The organism is Actinocorallia aurea, from assembly GCF_054783995.1.
On sequence record NZ_BAAGPQ010000027.1, the window covers coordinates 124,427 to 141,271 of the forward strand.

General features: G+C 71.8%; 15 protein-coding genes. 9 read left to right on the plus strand and 6 right to left on the minus strand.

The window, feature by feature from the left end; all coding sequences use genetic code 11:
• Positions 1-29 precede the first annotated feature (29 nt).
• The 5 genes from ACYVOM_RS30060 to ACYVOM_RS30080 all read left to right on the plus strand — a co-directional run bounded on the left by ACYVOM_RS30060 (position 30) and on the right by ACYVOM_RS30080 (position 8,057).
• Positions 30-3,272, plus strand: a complete 3,243-nt coding sequence (locus ACYVOM_RS30060; protein WP_460306912.1) for a S41 family peptidase — start codon at positions 30-32, stop codon at positions 3,270-3,272.
• A 343-nt stretch (positions 3,273-3,615) separates the two neighbouring features.
• The gene (locus ACYVOM_RS30065) at positions 3,616-4,716 is read left to right on the plus strand and encodes a sugar ABC transporter substrate-binding protein (protein ID WP_460306913.1); all 1,101 of its coding nucleotides are present in this window, start codon (positions 3,616-3,618) and stop codon (positions 4,714-4,716) included.
• Between the two features lie 64 nt (positions 4,717-4,780).
• Entirely contained in the window at positions 4,781-5,578 is a 798-nt protein-coding gene (locus ACYVOM_RS30070; protein ID WP_460306914.1) for an ATP-binding cassette domain-containing protein, read from the plus strand.
• Complete coding sequence (locus ACYVOM_RS30075) at positions 5,575-6,822, plus strand: sugar ABC transporter permease (protein ID WP_460306915.1); 1,248 nt, start codon at positions 5,575-5,577, stop codon at positions 6,820-6,822. The genes ACYVOM_RS30070 and ACYVOM_RS30075 overlap by 4 nt, the downstream gene beginning before the upstream one ends.
• A 32-nt stretch (positions 6,823-6,854) precedes the next feature.
• Positions 6,855-8,057: an ROK family protein gene (locus ACYVOM_RS30080; RefSeq protein ID WP_460306916.1), complete on the plus strand. Its 1,203-nt coding sequence runs from the start codon at positions 6,855-6,857 to the stop codon at positions 8,055-8,057.
• 220 nt (positions 8,058-8,277) lie between these two features.
• Here the strand turns inward: ACYVOM_RS30080 and ACYVOM_RS30085 are convergent, their stop codons facing one another.
• The gene (locus ACYVOM_RS30085; RefSeq protein WP_460306917.1) at positions 8,278-9,072 is read right to left on the minus strand and encodes a class II aldolase/adducin family protein; all 795 of its coding nucleotides are present in this window, start codon (positions 9,070-9,072) and stop codon (positions 8,278-8,280) included.
• A 132-nt stretch (positions 9,073-9,204) separates the two neighbouring features.
• Between ACYVOM_RS30085 and ACYVOM_RS30090 the strand changes: the two genes are divergently transcribed.
• Complete coding sequence (locus tag ACYVOM_RS30090; protein ID WP_460306918.1) at positions 9,205-10,095, plus strand: LLM class flavin-dependent oxidoreductase; 891 nt, start codon at positions 9,205-9,207, stop codon at positions 10,093-10,095.
• Here ACYVOM_RS30090 and ACYVOM_RS30095 read toward each other — a convergent pair.
• The 5 genes from ACYVOM_RS30095 to ACYVOM_RS30115 all read right to left on the minus strand — a co-directional run bounded on the left by ACYVOM_RS30095 (position 10,077) and on the right by ACYVOM_RS30115 (position 15,295).
• Positions 10,077-10,460 (minus strand): VOC family protein, encoded by a 384-nt coding sequence (locus ACYVOM_RS30095; protein WP_460306919.1) that lies wholly within the window; start codon positions 10,458-10,460, stop codon positions 10,077-10,079. The two genes, ACYVOM_RS30090 and ACYVOM_RS30095, sit on opposite strands and share 19 nt — an antisense overlap.
• A 77-nt stretch (positions 10,461-10,537) precedes the next feature.
• A complete protein-coding gene (locus ACYVOM_RS30100; RefSeq protein ID WP_460306920.1) occupies positions 10,538-11,263 on the minus strand; it encodes a hypothetical protein in 726 nt (241 codons plus the stop codon).
• An 11-nt stretch (positions 11,264-11,274) separates the two neighbouring features.
• Positions 11,275-12,681, minus strand: a complete 1,407-nt coding sequence (locus ACYVOM_RS30105; protein WP_460306921.1) for an aldehyde dehydrogenase family protein — start codon at positions 12,679-12,681, stop codon at positions 11,275-11,277.
• Between the two features lie 351 nt (positions 12,682-13,032).
• On the minus strand, positions 13,033-14,181 hold the full coding sequence (locus ACYVOM_RS30110; protein ID WP_460306922.1) for an alcohol dehydrogenase catalytic domain-containing protein: 1,149 nt from the start codon (positions 14,179-14,181) through the stop codon (positions 13,033-13,035).
• An 88-nt stretch (positions 14,182-14,269) separates the two neighbouring features.
• Entirely contained in the window at positions 14,270-15,295 is a 1,026-nt protein-coding gene (locus ACYVOM_RS30115; protein WP_460306923.1) for a LacI family DNA-binding transcriptional regulator, read from the minus strand.
• Between the two features lie 294 nt (positions 15,296-15,589).
• On the opposite strand from ACYVOM_RS30115, the gene ACYVOM_RS30120 reads away from it, so the two are divergent.
• The 3 genes from ACYVOM_RS30120 (at position 15,590) to ACYVOM_RS30130 (ending at position 16,758) form a co-directional block, all read left to right on the plus strand.
• On the plus strand, positions 15,590-15,751 hold the full coding sequence (locus ACYVOM_RS30120; protein ID WP_460306924.1) for a hypothetical protein: 162 nt from the start codon (positions 15,590-15,592) through the stop codon (positions 15,749-15,751).
• Positions 15,752-16,021: 270 nt separating this feature from the next.
• Positions 16,022-16,423, plus strand: a complete 402-nt coding sequence (locus ACYVOM_RS30125) for an MscL family protein (RefSeq protein ID WP_460306925.1) — start codon at positions 16,022-16,024, stop codon at positions 16,421-16,423.
• 56 nt (positions 16,424-16,479) lie between these two features.
• Positions 16,480-16,758 (plus strand): DUF3099 domain-containing protein, encoded by a 279-nt coding sequence (locus ACYVOM_RS30130; protein WP_460306926.1) that lies wholly within the window; start codon positions 16,480-16,482, stop codon positions 16,756-16,758.
• Positions 16,759-16,845: the final 87 nt, after the last annotated feature.

A 16,845-nucleotide genomic window follows, 5' to 3' on the forward strand; every position in this document is an offset into this window, starting at 1 on the left:
GCCTTGCCAGTGCGATCTACGATGGACGGGTGACTTCGGGTGAGTATCTGAGGTATCCGCATCTGCGGGGGGACCTCCTTACGTTCGTCGCCGAAGACGACGTGTGGCTCGCGGGCCTTGACGGGGGCCGCGCCTGGCGGCTGAGCGCCGACCGGGCGCCGGTCAGCCATCCGCGGCTGTCCGCCGACGGCGGCAAGATCGCCTGGACGAGCTGGCGGGACGGCGATCCCGAGGTCCATCTGGCGCCCACCGACGGCGGGGTGGGGGAGCGGATCACCTACTGGGGCTCGCCCACGACCCGGGTGCGCGGCTGGACTCCGGGCGGCAGGGTCCTGGCGACCAGCTCCGTCGGCCAGCCCTTCTCGCACTTCACCTGGGCCTACGCCGTCCCCGTCGACGGCAGCACGGCCGCGCGCCTGCCCTACGGGCCCGTCGAGGACATGGCCCTGGCGGGGGCGCACCGGTCGGAGCGGGCCGCGCTGATCACCGGCGGGGCCAGCGAGCCCGCGCGCTGGAAGCGCTACCGGGGCGGCGGCACCGGAAGGCTGTGGACGGGCGCGGCGGTCGCCCCCGCCGAGTACCGGACCGAGGCCGACGGCCCCCTCAGCCTGGAGGAGCGGCACTTCACCCGCGTCCTCGCCGATCTCGGCGGCCACCTCGATTGCGTCATGATCGTCGGCGAGCGCGTCGCGTTCCTGTCCGACCACGACGGCGTCGGCGCGCTGTACTCCTGCCTGTTCGACGGTGCGGACCTGCGCCGGCACGGCCCGGCGGGCGAGCGGCACGGCTTCTACGCCCGGCACGCCTCCACCGACGGCGACCGGGTCGTCTACTCCAGCGCGGGCCGCCTGTGGCTCGTGGAGGACCTGGAGTCGGCCGAGGCGCGGCCCCTGGAGGTCGTCCTGGGCGGCTCCGGCACGGCCCGGCGGCCCTACCAGATCACCGGCGAGGACAGCCTCGGCGGCTTCTCCTGCGACGCCACGGGCCGCGCGAGCGCCGTCGAGGTCGCCGGGACGATCCACTGGGTGACCCACCGCGACGGCCCCGCCCGCGCGCTGGCCGCCGATCCCGGAGCCCGCGCGAGGCTTCCCACCGTCCTCGGCGACGACGCGGGCGTCGCCTGGATCATCGACGCGGGCACCGACCTGCCCGGCGACGCGCTGGAGATCGCCCCGCTCGGCGGCCTGGAGCCGGGCCAGACTCCGCGCCGCCTGGCCGCGGGCCGCCTCGGCTGGGCCACGGACCTCGTGTCGGCCCCCGACGGCAAGACCGTCGCGGTGACCACCCGCGACGGTCGGCTCCTGCTCGTGGAGATCGAGTCGGGCGAGGCCGTGGAACTTGCGGTCTCGGCCGCCGGCCCGATCGAGGACCCGGTGTTCTCGCCGGACTCCGGCTGGCTGGCCTGGTCCGAGCCGACCGCCGACCCGCTGCGCCGCGTCCGGCTCGCCCGGCTCGGCGACCGGACCATCGTGGACGTCACCGACGGGCGCTTCGAGGACACCTCGCCCTGCTTCACCCAGGACGGGAAGTTCCTGGCGTTCCTGTCGTGGCGGGGCTTCGATCCGGTCTACGACCAGCACGTGTTCGACCTGTCGTTCCCGTTCGGCTGCCGGCCCTACCTGGTGCCGCTGGCCGCAGGGACCCCGTCGCCCTTCGCCCCGTCCGTCGAGGGCCGCTCGCCGAACGGCTCGGACGACGACAAGGGCGACGACAAGGACGACAACCACGTGGGCGTCGACCTCGAAGGGCTGGCCGCCCGGGTCGTCCCGTTCCCGGTGGAGGCCTCCCGGTACGACGGGATGAGCGCCGTCAAGGGCGGCGTGGTGTGGCTGAAGCTGCCGCTGTCGGGCTCGCTCGGGGAGAGCGGCCCGCAGCCGGACGCGGCCCCGCTGCGGCCCAGCCTGGAGCGGTTCGACCTCGGCACCCGCAAGTGCGAGGAGATCATCGACCCGATCGACGGCTACGCCGTCAGCGGCGACGGCGAGCGCCTCGTCGTGCGGGACCGGGGGCGGCTGCGGGTGGTGCCGTCGTCGTCGGGCTCCGACGACGACGCGGTCAAGGTGGACCTGGCCAAGGCCCGCACGGTGTTCGACCCCGCCGCGCGCTGGGCGCTGGCGTTCGCCGAGGCAGGGCGGCTGGTCCGGCACGAGTTCTGGAGCGAGGCCGCGCTCGACGCGCTCGGCTGGAGCGACGTCCAGGAGCGCTACCGGCCGCTGCTGGAGCGGGTCGCGACCCCCGACGACTTCGCCGACCTCCTGTGGGAGGTCTTCGGAGAGCTCGGCACCTCCCACGCCTACGTGGCCCGCGCGCGCTACCGCAGCGAGGGCGAGTGGCTCGGCATGCTCGGCGCCGACCTGCGCCGCGACGGTGACATCTGGCGGTTCACCCGGATCCTGCCGGGAGAGTCGTCGGACCCGCGCGCCCGTGCCCCGCTGGCCGCGCCCGGCATCGTGGTGCGCCCCGACGACGTCCTGCTGGAGATCGACGGCCGCCCGGTCGACCCGGTGACGGGCCCCGGCCCGCTGCTCGCGGGCATGGCCGACGCGCCGGTGGAGCTGACGATCGGCCCGCGCGACGGCGGCGCGCCGCGCCGCGTCGCGGTGGTGCCGCTCGGCGACGACGAGCGGCTGCGCTACCAGGACTGGGTCACCGAGCGGCGCAGGCACGTCCGTGAGGCGTCCGGAGGCCGCCTGGGCTACCTGCACATCCCCGACATGGTCGGTTTCGGCTGGGCGCAGCTGCACCGCGACCTGAGGGTCGAGATGGCCCGCGAGGGCATCGTGGTGGACCTGCGCGGCAACCGCGGCGGGCACACCTCGCAGCTCGTGGTGGAGAAGCTCGCCCGGCGCGTCATCGGCTGGGACGTCCCGCGCGGCAAGCAGGCCTCGCCCTACCCGGAGAACGCCCCGCGCGGCCCGATCGTCGCGGTCGTGGACGAGCGGGCGGGCTCCGACGGCGACATCATCTCCGCCGCGATCAAGACCCTGGGCCTCGGCGAGGTCGTCGGCACCCGCACCTGGGGCGGCGTCATCGGCATCGACGGCTGGCACCGCCTGGCCGACGGCACCGCCGTCACCGTCCCCAAGTACGCCACCTGGTTCGACGACCACGGCTGGGGCCTGGAGAACCACGGCGTCGACCCCGACCTGGAGGTCGTCATGACCCCCGAGGACTGGGTCAACGGCCGCGACCCCCAACTGGACACCGCCATAGCCCGCGCCCTCGCCACCCTGGAGGACCGCCCCGCCGCAGGCCCTCCCACCCGCCCCTGACGCGCGTTCGCATGGTCCGGCATCGGGATCGTGCGAACGCGTGATGGCAGACCGCCGTCCCCCTGCGGGGGCGGCGGTTTTGGTTGTTTCGGGTGTTTTGCCTGGTCTAGACCATGTCCTTGCAGGTAACGGGCGGGTTTCCTGATTGTTATCTCAGACAACAAAATCATGGGTTCGGGTGGTTGTGAGGAGCGTCTCGGTGGATTAAGTTGCAGCAAACAACATTCAAACCAGGTCGAAAGCCCGCGATCCGGGACGGACATCTGGTTCAGCGCTGAACCCACCCCATATCCCCCAGGCCCGGCCCTCTCCGGTGCCTTCCCCTCGAAAGGACCCACGCATCATGCGCAAGGGGATCCTCGCTCTGACCGCCACCCTGGCCCTCTTCAGCACCACCGTCGCGGCATGCGGCGACGACAGCGCCGACACCACCGCCCCCGCCGGCGGCGACAAGGCCGCGGGCAAGATCGGCGTCATCCTGCCCGACAGCAAGTCCTCCGCCCGCTGGGAGGGCGCGGACCGCAAGTACCTCAAGGAGGCGTTCGACGCCGCCGGGGTCGAGTCCGACATCCAGAACGCGCAGGGCGACAAGTCCGCGTTCCAGACCATCGCCGACCAGATGATCACGAACGGCGCGACCGTCCTGCTGATCGTGAACCTGGACTCCGGCACCGGCAAGGCCGTCATCGAGAAGGCCAAGTCCCAGGGTGTCGCGGTCATCGACTACGACCGCCTCACCCTCGGCGGCGGCGCCGAGTACTACGTGTCCTTCGACAACACCGCCGTGGGCAAGCTCCAGGGCGAGGGCCTCGTCAAGTGCCTCACCGACATGAAGGCCGACAAGCCGATCATCGCCGAGCTCAACGGCTCGCCGACCGACAACAACGCCACCCTGTTCAAGAACGGCTACGACGGCGTCCTCAAGGCCAAGTACGACTCCGGTGACTACACCAAGGGCCCGGACCAGTCGGTCCCGGACTGGGACAACACCAAGGCCGGCACCATCTTCGAGCAGATGCTGACCAGCGAGCCGAAGATCGGCGGCGTCCTCGCCGCCAACGACGGCCTCGGCAACGCGGCCATCGCGGTGCTGAAGAAGCAGAAGCTGAACGGCCAGGTCCCGGTGACCGGCCAGGACGCCACCGTCCAGGGCCTGCAGAACATCCTCGTCGGCGACCAGTGCATGACGGTCTACAAGGCCATCAAGAAGGAGGCCGACGCGGCCGCCGGCCTGGCCATCGCGCTCGCCAAGGGCGAGAAGGGCACCACCAACGGCACCACCAAGGACTCCGAGACCGGCGCCGAGGTCCCCTCGGTCCTGCTGGAGCCGCAGGCCATCTTCAAGGACAACGTCAAGGACGTCGTCACGGACGGCTTCGTGACCAAGGAAGAGCTCTGCACCGGTGACTTCGCCAAGGCGTGCACCGAGGCTGGCATCCAGTAGCAGCCGACCGGCATCGCCCCGGCCGCCCGTGAAGGGCGGCCGGGGCCCATGTGAGGAGACCCCCATGACCGCGTCTGAGAACCAGGCCGCACGGCCGGTGATCGAACTGCGTGGGATCGACAAGAGCTTCGGTCCCGTCCAGGTACTGCACGGCGTCGACTTCGAGGTGCACCAGGGTGAGGTGACCGCGCTGGTCGGCGACAACGGTGCGGGCAAGTCCACGCTGGTGAAGTGCATCGGCGGCATCCACCCCATCGACTCCGGCGAGTACCTCTTCGAGGGCGCCCCCGTGCACGTCCACAGCCCTCGGGACGCGGCAGCACTGGGCGTCGAGATCGTCTACCAGGACCTCGCGCTCGCGGACAACCTGGACATCGTCCAGAACATGTTCCTGGGCCGCGAGAAGAAGAAGGGCATCATCCTCGACGAGTTCGCGATGGAGGAGCTGGCGGCCGAGACGCTCGCCGGCCTGTCCGTCCGGACCGTCAAGTCCGTCCGGCAGCAGGTGTCCAGCCTGTCCGGCGGGCAGCGGCAGACCGTCGCGATCGCCAAGGCCGTGCTGTGGAACAGCAAGGTCGTCATCCTCGACGAGCCGACCGCCGCGCTCGGCGTCGCGCAGACCCAGCAGGTGCTGGAGCTGGTGCGCCGCCTGGCCGACAAGGGCCTTGCCGTCGTGCTCATCTCGCACAACATGAACGACGTCTTCGCGGTGTCCGACCGGATCGCCGCCCTCTACCTCGGCCGGATGGCGGCCCAGGTCAAGACCCGCGACGTCACGCACGCGCAGGTCGTCGAGCTCATCACCGCGGGCCGCAGCGGCGACCTCGGCCTGGCGGCCAACGGGAACGGAGCCAAGGCATGAGCGCCGTAGTCACCAAGCGGCCGGCCGAGGAGAGCACCGGGTCCCCGGTGCAGGAGATGGTCGGTTCCTACCTCGGGCGGGTCAAGGGCGGCGACATGGGCGCGCTGCCCGCGCTGATCGCCCTCGTCGCCCTCTGCGTCTTCTTCTGGGTCGCGCAGCCGACCTTCATGAGCACGGGCAACCTCGCGAACCTGTTCACGCAGGGCGCGGCGGGCATCGTCATCGCGATGGGCCTGGTCTTCGTCCTGCTGCTCGGCGAGATCGACCTGTCGGCGGGCTTCACCAGCGGCGTCTGCGCGGCGGTGCTCGCGGTGACCCTCACCCAGCACGGCTGGCCCTGGTACGCCTCGGTCGGCGCCGCGCTCGTCGTCGGCGCCCTCATCGGCACCCTGCTCGGCACGATCGTGGTGAAGATCGGGATCCCGTCGTTCGTCGTGACGCTCGCGGCGTTCCTCGCCCTCCAGGGCGTGGCGCTGAAGATCATGGACAACGGCACCAACATCTCCATCACCGACAAGACGATCCTGTCGGTCTCCAACGACAACGTGCCGATCACCCTGGGCTGGGCCATCTTCGCGGTCGGGATCCTCGGCTTCGCGGCCGTCCAGTTCCTCCAGTTCCGCACCCGCAAGGCGCGCGGCCTCGTCGGCCAGAGCCTGACGACCGTGCTGTTCAAGGTCGGCGGCCTCGCCGTCGTCTGCGGCATCGGCGTCTACTTCCTCAGCATGGAGCGCAGCCGGAACCCCGCGTTCGCATCCCTCAAGGGCATGCCGATCGTCGTGCCGATCATCCTGATCCTGCTCGTCGTCTTCACGTTCCTGCTGAACCGGACGTCCTTCGGCCGGCACATCTACGCGGTCGGCGGCAACCAGGAGGCGGCCCGCCGCGCGGGCATCAACGTCGACCGGATCAAGATCATCGCGTTCGTGCTGTGCTCGGCGATGGCGGCCGTCGGCGGCATCATCGCCGCGTCCCGCGCGAACTCCGTCGACCCGAACACCGGCGGCAGCGACGTGCTGCTCAAGGCGGTCGGTGCGGCGGTCATCGGCGGCACCAGCCTCTTCGGCGGCCGGGGCCGGATGCTCGACGCAATCCTCGGCGGCATGGTCATCGCCGTCATCGACAACGGCATGGGCCTCATGGGGTACAGCGCGGGCACGAAGTTCATCGTGACAGGATTGGTGCTGCTGCTGGCGGCGGGCGTCGACGCCCTGTCCAGACGGCGCTCACTGTCGTCACGGTGACCAGCGTCCGCCCCTCCCCGTAAGGACCCCCCATGCGAGCCGCGCCCTCACCCGAGGAGATCCGCCGGCACAATCTGGGGACTCTGCTCAGGCACGTCCATCTGTCCGGTCCGGCGTCGCGTGCGGCGCTGGCCGAGCGGATGGGCCTCAACCGCAGCACCATCATGGCGCTGACCTCGGATCTGACGGCCGCGGGCCTGGTGACCGAGGAACTGCCCAAGACGACCCGCAAGGCCGGGCGGCCTTCACTGGTCGTCCGGCCCGAGTCGGACCGCGTCTACGTCCTCGCTCTGGACGTCGGCGCGGACCGGCTCGTCGTCGCCAGAGTCGGGCTCGGCGGCACGGTCTTGGACCGTGCCGATGTCCGGTCCGGCGGATCCCATGACGCCGACGACGTCATCGCCGCGCTCGCGGCCACCGGCCGGCGCCTCGTGCGCGACGCCGAGGACGGCGCGCTGTGCGTGGGCGTCGGCGTCGCCTTCTCCGGCATCGTCCGGCAGGAGGACGGCGTCGTCCGGCACGGCCCGAACATCGGCTGGGTCGACGTGCCGCTCGGCACCGAGCTGACCCGCCGGATGGCGTTGGGCCTGCGCGTCTGCGTGGGCAACGACGCCAACCTCGCGGCCCTTGCCGAGCGCGCCCGCGGCGCGGGCGCGGGCCTCGACGACATCATCTACCTGCACGGCGACGTCGGGATCGGCGGCGGCGTCATCGTCGGCGGGCGGCTGCTCGGCGGCGAGGGCGGCTACGGCGGCGAGATCGGCCACATGGTCGTCAACCCGGGCGGGCGGCCGTGCGGCTGCGGATCGCGCGGCTGCCTGGAGTCCGAGGCGGGCGAGCTCGCGCTCATCGCGCTCGCGGGCCGCTCCGGCGAGGGCGCGGCGGGCCGCCGGGCGGTCGAGCGGATCGTGGACGCCGCCGATCGCGGCGACGCCAGCGCCCGCGACGCGCTGCACCAGGTCGGCGACTGGCTCGGCTACGGCGTCGCCAACCTCATCAACATCTTCAACCCGTCGATGGTGATCTTCGGCGGGGTGCTCCGCGAGATCTACATGGGCGCCGCAGCCCAGGTGCGCAGCCGGCTCGCCATCGACGGCCTCACCGCCGCCCGCGAGTCCGTCCGCCTGCGCACCTCGGCCCTGGGCGAGGAGGCCACCCTGATGGGAGCCGCCGAACTGGCCTTCAGCGACGTCCTCACCGACCCCCTGGAAACCCTCGCCCGCGTGCGGGGCTGAAAGCCCTCCCAGGAAGCGCCGAAGGCGCGGCGACGCGCGACAAAGCATCCTTGGGCCGCCCCGTAGGTCCTAAAGGCCGAAGCCGAGGATCCCCCGATTCCTCGTGATCGGGCGCCCCTGGGCTGCCTCGTAGGCCCCCCGGGGCCGGAGGGGCAGCCCAGGGATCTCAAGCGCCCGATCACCGCCGCGCCGGAGGCGCGGCAGAAAGACACAGCCGGCGCTAGTCGAACAGGTCCGGGTTCTCGCGGATGGTCTGGTCGGCGATGGGCTGGTAGTTGACCCAGCCGACGAGGTCGTTGCCGAGTTGGCCCTGGGTGAGGACGGCGTTCTCGTGCTCGATGGGGACGGGGGTGCCGGCGGCCTGGGCGAGGAGTTGCACCTGGCATGAGCGTTCCATGGTGACGAACCACCAGGCGGCGGCGTCGACGGTGTCGCCGACGGTCAGGAGGCCGTGGTTGCGCAGGATGACGGCTTTGGTGTCGCCGAGGGCCGCGGCGATCCGCTTGCCCTCTTCGAGGTCGGTGACGACGCCGGTGTAGTCGTCGAACAGGCCGTGGTCCTGGTAGAAGGCGCAGGCGTCCTGGGTGATCGGCTGGAGTTTCTGGCCGAGTGCCGACAGGGCCCGTCCGTGGGTGGAGTGGCTGTGCGCGGCGGCGACGACGTCGGGCCGGGCCTGGTGGACCTGGGAGTGGATGGCGAACGCGGCCTCGTTGACGGGGTAGCGGCCTTCCACGACCTGGCCTTGGTGGTTGACGAGGATGAGGTCGCTGACCCGGATGTGCTTGAACGACATTCCGAACGGGTTGACCCAGAACATGTCGGTGTGCTCGGGGTCGCGGGCGGTGATGTGCCCGGCGACGCCTTCCTCGAATCCGAACCGTCCGAAGGTCCGCAGTGCGACGGCGAGGCGTTCCTTGCGGTGCCGCCGCTCTTCCTCGATGGTCGGGAAGCTCGGCGGGAACCGGTAGATCAGGTCCGTCGCCAGCTTGTTCAGGAACTCCTCTTCCTGCGACATCACCGGACTCCTTCGTCTTCTGGGGTGGTCAGACCCATTGTCCGACGCCCGCACCGGCGCGACAAGGGACAGGAAGCCCGTTTCACCCGAATCTGAATCTTTTTCTGGTTTCTGGTCTGCGATGATGGGTCGATGAACGTCGGGGTGGTGCTCTGGCCGATCGCGGAGTGGCCGGAGATGGCAGAGGTGTGGCGGCGGGCCGAAGCGCTCGGGTTCCACACCGGGTGGCTCTACGACCATCTGGCCTGGCGCGGGCACAGCCCGTGGGACGAGGCCTACACGTCGCTCGCGGCGGCCGCGGCCGTCACGTCGACGATCCGGCTGGGCACCCTCGTCACTTCGCCGAACTTCCGGCACCCGCTGCCGACGGCGCACGCCGTCAAGACCCTCGACCGGATCAGCGGCGGCCGGATCACCCTGGGGGTCGGCGCGGGCGGCACCGCGCACACCTCCGACGGCGACGTCCTCGACGAGGAGTGGAGCCCCCGCAAGCGCGCCGACCGGTACGCCGAATGGGTCGGCCAGCTCGACGCGCTGCTGGCCCCCGAACCCTCCGAGCCCGTCACCCTGCGCGGTGAGTACTGGTCGGCCCGCGACGTCACCGTCGCGCCCGGCCTCGTCCAGCGCCCGCGCCCGCCGTTCTACGTCGCGGGGGAGGGGCCGCGCGGCATGCGCCTCGCCGTGCGGTACGGGCAGGGCTGGATCGCCAACCCGCAGAGCCCCGAAGGGCCCGCGCTGGAGACGGTCCGCGCCAGGATGGCTTGGCTCGCCGAGACCTGCGAGACCGAGGGCCGCGACTTCAAGTCGCTGCGGCGGCTCCTGCTCACCGGCTTCACGCCCGACCCGTGGACCCGCTCGCTCGCCGACTTCACCGAGTTGTACGAGGCCTACGCCGACGCCGGCGTCACCGACGTCGCGCTGCACTGGCCGCGTCCGGGCACCCCGTGGGAGGCGTCCTTCGAGGTGTTCGAGGAGATCGCCGCCTGGGTCGGAGAGAACGCGGTTCAGGACTCCGGCGCGTAAGGGTCGTAGGTGCTGATCGTCCAGTGGTGCCCGGCGGGGTCCAGCACCGTGTAGTCGCGCCCGCCGTAGCCCGTCGCGCGCGGCTCGTGCAGCATCCGCGCGCCCGCCGCCACCGCCCGGGCGTGGTGCGCGTCGAGGTCGGCGACCCGGACGATCAGCCACATCGGCGCCGGATCCGCCGACTCGATCGGCATGACCAGGCCGCCGCCGTCCCCGTCGTCGAGGGTGAGTTCGGCGTGTTGCACCCGTCCCGCCGCGTCCCGCACCACGAGGTGCGGCGCGAACCCGAGCGCCTCGCACAGGAACGCGATGGCCCCGGAGACGTCCCGGTAGGGCACCACCGGGTAGATGGACGGCTTGCTCAACGGATTCGCACCTCCGCCTCGGTTTCCCGCAGGGTAAGTCAAACCGGGGCATCTCGCCGAGGAGTCGCCGCAATACGTCAGGCGAAGAGCTGGCCGCAGACGAGGAGGCGGCTCAGTTCGAGCCAGGGGATCTCGTCGAGTTCGCGGACGGGCGAGGCGGATGGGCCGCCGTCGCGCGGCACACGGGAGCCGTCGGCGACGTCCCAGCCGCCGAACGTGCCGGCGACGGCGCACTCCAGGTAGGCGGCCGGGTCGAAGTTGCGCCAGCGGGCCGGGTTGGCGCGTGGGCCCGAGCCTTCGGGACGCGGGGAGGGCGCCACGCCGTCGACGTGCCGGGCGGGCGAGGCGACGAAGTCCTCGAGGTCGGCGATCTGGGAGAGCAGCACCTTCTCCCAGTCGCTCTGGGTGAGCGGGTCGCCGTACAGGGACAGGTCCTTCGCCGACCAGGCGGGGTCGAACGCGGGCGGCGGCGACCCGGCCGCCGCGCTGAACAGCGCGCCCACCTGGTCGGCCTCCAGCCCGGAGGCGCCGCGCAGCGCGGAGCCGACCTTCCACAGCGACCGCAGCAGCGCCGACAGCGACCAGGACGCCGCACGGGCGTCCCGGCCGATGCGCAGCAGGTGCAGGTACAGGTCGCGATTGGTGGCGAGCTGGGCCGTCTCAGGCCCGTCGACCCAGTACATCTGCTTGTGCGGAACGCCGCTCTCGAACGTCAGCACCTGCGCGAGCGCCGACACCCGAGTCTGATGTCTGGCGACCCGCACCTGGTTTCCGTTGTCGTCCTGCCGCAACACGTCCCACATAACGCAAGAACTTACCCCTTGGCGCGGTGTCGGACTTGCACCTCGGTGAAGCCTTCGAGCCCCCACGGGCCGTTTTCGGTGCCGACGCCGCTCCAGCCGAAGCCGCCGAAGGGCTGTCCCGGGTGCAGGGCGAGGTGGGTGTTCACCCAGGCGGTGCCGCATTCGAGACCGGAGGCGACCTCGTAGGCCCGGTCCTCGTCGGCGCTCCAGACGGAGCCGCCGAGGCCGAAGTGGGTCCCGTTGGCGCGCTCGACGGCCTCCTCGACCGAGGAGTAGCGCACGACGGGCAGGGCCGGGCCGAACTGCTCCTCGTCCACCAGCGCGAACCCGTCGGTCGCACCCGCGATGATGGTCGGCTCGTGGAAGTAGCCGGGGCCGTCGACGGACTTGCCGCCGGCGACCGCGGTCGCGCCGCGCGACAGCGCGTCGGCGACCAGCTCGGCGACCCGCTCGCGCTGCGGGGCGTTGTTGAGCGGGCCGAGCCGGACGCCCTCGGCGGTGCCGTCGCCGACCTTGGCGCCGCGCGCCAGCTCCGCGAGGGCCTCGACGATGTCGTCGTGCAGGTTGTCGGGCACGTACACGCGCTTGATGGCCGAGCAGATCTGGCCGTTGTTCAGGAACGCCTGGTCGAACAGCTTCGGCGCGACGACCGCGGGGTCGGCGTCGGGCAGCACGATCGCCGGATCGTTGCCGCCCAGCTCCAGGGTGACCCGCTTGAGGTCGGCGGCGGCCGAGGCGGCGACCCGCTTGCCGGTGGCGACGCTGCCGGTGAAGCTCACCTTGCGGGGCACCGGGTGCGCGGTCATGAGCGCGCCGAGCGGGTCGCGCCCGCTCACCACGTTGAGGACGCCCGCGGGCAGCACGCCCTGCAGCAGCTCGCCGACGGCCAGCGTGGTGATGGGGGTGAACGGCGACGGCTTCAGCACCATGGTGTTGCCCGCGAGCAGCGCCGGGGCGATCTTCCAGCAGGCCAGCAGCAGCGGGAAGTTCCACGGGGTGATGGCCGCGACCACGCCCATCGGACGCCGGACGACCTCCACGTAGGCCGCCTCGTCGTCGCGGATGACGTCGTGCGGGATCTCCAGGTCGGCGTGGTGCTTCAGCCAGAAGCCCGAGCCGAACACCTCCGCGGCGGCCTCGCCGAGCGGTTTGCCCTGCTCGGCCGTCAGGACGGGGGCGAGCTCCTGCGCCTTGGCCATGAGCAGGTCGCCCGCGGCGTGCAGGGCGGCGCGGCGGGCCGCCAGGTCGTCCTTCCACCCCTTGTAGGCCTCGCGCGCCGCCTCGAAGGCCGCGTCGAGCTGCTCGGCCGAGGCGTCGGGCGCCTGCGCGTGCACCTGCCCGGTCGCGGGATTGACGACGTCGAAGAGCCCTTCGCCCTTCACGCTGACCCCGCCGATGGTCATGCCGTACTGACTCATATGCGCTCCACCGAATCAGATTCTGGTTGTAAGCACATTCTTACCCAGAACCCTTGTGCCCCGGCACCCCCGGCTCCGATCAGATCGCCCGACCCGGAGAAGCGATCCCCCGAAACGCCGCCACGAAGCCCCGCCAGACGCGGCCACACGAGGTTCCGTTCCCACAGAACCGCCAAGCGTGGCCACGCGAGGCTCGTTCCCCACCGAACCGCCAAGCGCGGCCATGCGCGGATTGTTTCCAGGGAGCGCCGAAGGCGCGGCCGCTCACGTGATCGGGCGCCCCTGGGCTGCCCCGTAGGCCCCCCAGGGCCGAAGGGGCAGCCCAGGGCGCGAAAGCGCCCGATCACCGCCCTACCGCAGGCCCCCAGGGCCGGAGGTAGGGCCAGCAAACAGGGGAAACTCGATCACTTGGCGGATGGCGAGGCCGTCGGCGAGGAGGTCCATGGCCTCGTTGATGGCGGTGAGGGGGATGCGGGAGGAGATGAGTTCCTCGACGGGGAGCTTGCCTTCGCGCCAGAGGTCGGCGTAGATGGGGATGTCGCGGGAGGGGACGGCGGAGCCGAGGTAGGAGCCGATGATGGTGCGGGCCTCGGCCGTCAGGGTGAGGGGCTCGATGGCGGAGGTGGCGCCGGGGGCGGGGAGGCCGACGGTGACCGTGGTGCCGCCGGGTGCGGTGATCTTCACGGCGGTCTCGAAGGCGGCGGGGTGCCCGGCGGCCTCGACGACGATGTCGGGGCGGATTCCGGTGGCGAGGACCTCGTCCGGGGTGAAGGCGTCGTCCGCGCCCAGTTCCCTGGCCCGCGCCAGCTTGGCGGGCACCGCGTCGACGCCGACGACGCGGGCGACGCCCAGCGCGCGGGCCGTCAGCAGGGCCGCCATGCCGACGCCGCCGAGCCCGACGACCGCGACGGTGTCCTCGGGGCCGGGCCGTGCCGCGTTGAGCAGCGCCCCGCCGCCGGTGAGCACCGCGCAGCCGAGCACCGCCGCGACGTCCGGCGGCACGTCGTCGCCGACCGGGACGACGGACCTGCGGTCCACGACGGCGTGCGTGGCGAAGCCGGAGACGCCCAGGTGGTGGTGCACCTCGGCCCCGTCCCGCGACAGCCGCCGCGCCCCGCCGAGGAGCGTTCCGGCCCCGTTGGCGGCCGAGCCCGGCGTGCACGGCATCCGGCCGTCGGTCCGGCACGCGCGGCACTCCCCGCACCGCGGCAGGAACGCCATCACCACGCGCTGCCCGACGGCGAGGTCGGCCACCCCCTCGCCGAGGGCCTCGACGATCCCGGCCGACTCGTGCCCGAGCAGCATCGGCACCGGGCGCACCCGGTGCCCGTTGACGACCGAGAGATCCGAGTGGCACACGCCCGCGGCCTCGATCCGCACCAGGATCTCGCCGGCCCCCGGCGGATCGAGCCGCAACTCGCCCACCCGGATCGGCCGCGACCGCCCATAAGGCCGCTCCGCCCCGATGACCTCCAGCACCGCACCCGTGATGACCGTCATGGCTCCTCTTTCCAGCTCAAGGCGTACTCCGGCCGGAGCGTACGCCACGGCCCCGCGCCCCCCGCTGTGCCGCCGCACACTTCTGAGGTCAGTCGGGGGGCAGGGAGGCGGAGTTGCGGATGATCAGCTCATGGCCCATGAGGACGGCCTGGGGATCGCCCTCGGGAGGGTCGAGGAGGAGGCGGCCGACGGCGCGGCCCTTCTCGGTCTTGGGCTGGCGGATGGTGGTGAGGCCCGCCTCGGCGGCGCCGGTGATGTCGTCGAATCCGGTGACGGAGAGGTCGGCGGGGACGGTGAGGCCCGCGTCGGCGGCGGCCTGGAGGGCGCCCAGCGCCATCAGGTCGGTGGTGGTGAGGATCGCGGTGGGGCGCGGGTCGAGGGCCAGCAGCTCGCCCGCGGCGGTGTGGCCGCCCTCGCGGGAGTGCACGGTCCGGACGACCGCCACTTCGGCCCAGTCGAGCCCGTATTCGGTGACCGCCTCGCGGAATCCGGCGAGCCGCGCCGCGACCGCCCCTGACGTGCCCGCCGCGTCGAGGTCGGGCTCGGCGACGCCGTGGTGGATCACGCCGAGCCGCCGGTGCCCGAGGCTCAGCAGGTAGGTCGCGACGCGCCGGGCCGCGGCCCTGTCGTCGATGCCGACGAAGGGCACCCCTTCGAGGCGGGGTTCCCCGGCGATCACGTAAGGCAGCCTGCGCTGGCGGAGCGCCTCAAGGGCCGGATGCCCCTCGTGGAGGCAGAACGCCACGAACCCGTCGACGATCGCGTCCCGGACCGCGGTCTCGGCGGAGGCGTCGTTGGGCCAGGTCATCAGCAGCAGGCTGGTGGAGGACGGCTCGGCCACCTCGGCGAGCCCGCGCAGGAACGCCACCGCGTACGGGTCGGTGAAGGCGTAGGAGATCTCCTCGGTGAGCACCACGCCGAGGACTCCGGCCCGGCCACGGCGCAGGGTGCGCGCGGCGGGGTCGGGCCCGGCGTAGCCCATCCGCTCGGCCGTGTCCAGGATCCTGCGCCGCAGCTCGGCGTTGAGCTGATCCGGCCTCGAGAACGCGTTGGACACGGTCGTCCGCGACACGCCGACCTCGTCGGCGATCGTCTTCAATGTGACGCGTGCCATGCGCGAGATCGTATTTCCGCGTTGAATCCAGGCACAACCGGGGCTACTCTGAACTTGTCTGAATCGATCCAGAACCGAGACCCGCCAAAGGGTCCCGGGAAGGACCGGGAAGACCCGCAGCTCGCCGCCTTGCAGGCGGCGCCCGGAGCGAGACCCCATGGGGATGGGGGCCCGCTCCCGTGAGGCCGGCGGACGACCCCCAGGGGTGGGGAGGCCGTCCGCCGGCCGCTTTTTTATCCCCTTGCCCGACCCCGTACCCGTCCGGCAGGGTGAGGGCGAAGGGGGAGTGCAGTGATGGCCGAGAGCGAAGAGACCACCGCAGGCGAGGACGTCCGGCCGCGCCCGGTCCCCGCCGACACCCCGCAGCCGCCACCACCGCGCCCTGCCCGCTGGGTCCACCTCGTCCCGCGCCCCGCCCCCGTCCGGCCGCACGACACCGAAGGCGCCGACGGCTGAACCGGCCCCCGGCCGGCCTGAGGCAGGCGCCTCCGGCGAGCTGAGTCAGGCGCCGCCGCCTCGCTGAGGTGTGCGCCTCCCACCCGTTCCGCGGCCGCCCAGTCGCGCGGCTGCCCTGTCCCGGTGGCTGCCCTGGCCGGGCGGCGTCCCGGGTGCGAGCGGGCGAACCCGTGGCCGAAACGCGCCCGATACGCGCAGGTCGGTGGTGTCCGTCCGCTAATCTTCGGTCCTCTGACGACCCCGCCACACACGAAGGAGAGCCCGGAGAGCATGGAAGGTCTGAAGAAGTTTCTGCTGCGGGGGAACCTCGTGCAGCTCGCCGTCGCGGTGGTCGTGGGCGCGCAGTTCACCTCGTTGGTGAACCAGTTCGTGAAGTCCTTCATCGACCCGCTGCTGGCGCTGGTCGGCGGGAACCCGAACCTCGACTACCTGGTCTTCACGATCGGGAGCACGCCGTTCCCGTACGGGGCGTTCCTGTCGGTCGCGCTCACGTTCGTGATCTCGGCGACCGTCGTGTACTTCGTGCTGGTCGCCCCGATGGCGAAGCTGCTGTCCTACCTCGACCGCAACGAGGCGGCGGCCGAGCGGGACTGCCCGGCCTGCCTCAGCCCGGTGCCGGTCAAGGCGAGCCGCTGCAAGCACTGCACGTCGGAGCTCGAACCCGTCGCCTGACCAGGTCTTTGACCTCCCATCGGACGACTGTGACGGGTGCGGCGTACCGTGGGCTTATGGAGGTACGCAAGAGGCGGTACCTGATCCTGATGGGCACGTGCGTGGCCCTGTTCGTGCTCTCGTGGATCGTGGCCCTCTTCTCCGGCCCGCTCGCCGTAGTGGTGGCACTCGTTGCGTGCGTGATCCCGCCCGTCGCGGTGATCGTCGCCAACAGCGCCGAAGAGGACGATGATCGCGTGGATTGGGACGACGACCTCGACCAGGGGCCGCTGGCATCCGAACAGCCACGGGTATCCGAACGACGGGAAGAGTCCAAACCGCTGGTCACCCACTGACGTCCGGATTCTCCGGAAAGTGTGGATAGCTGGGTGATCGACCTGTTATCAATGTCCTCCGGGGCGCGACCAACGCGCCCCGGAACG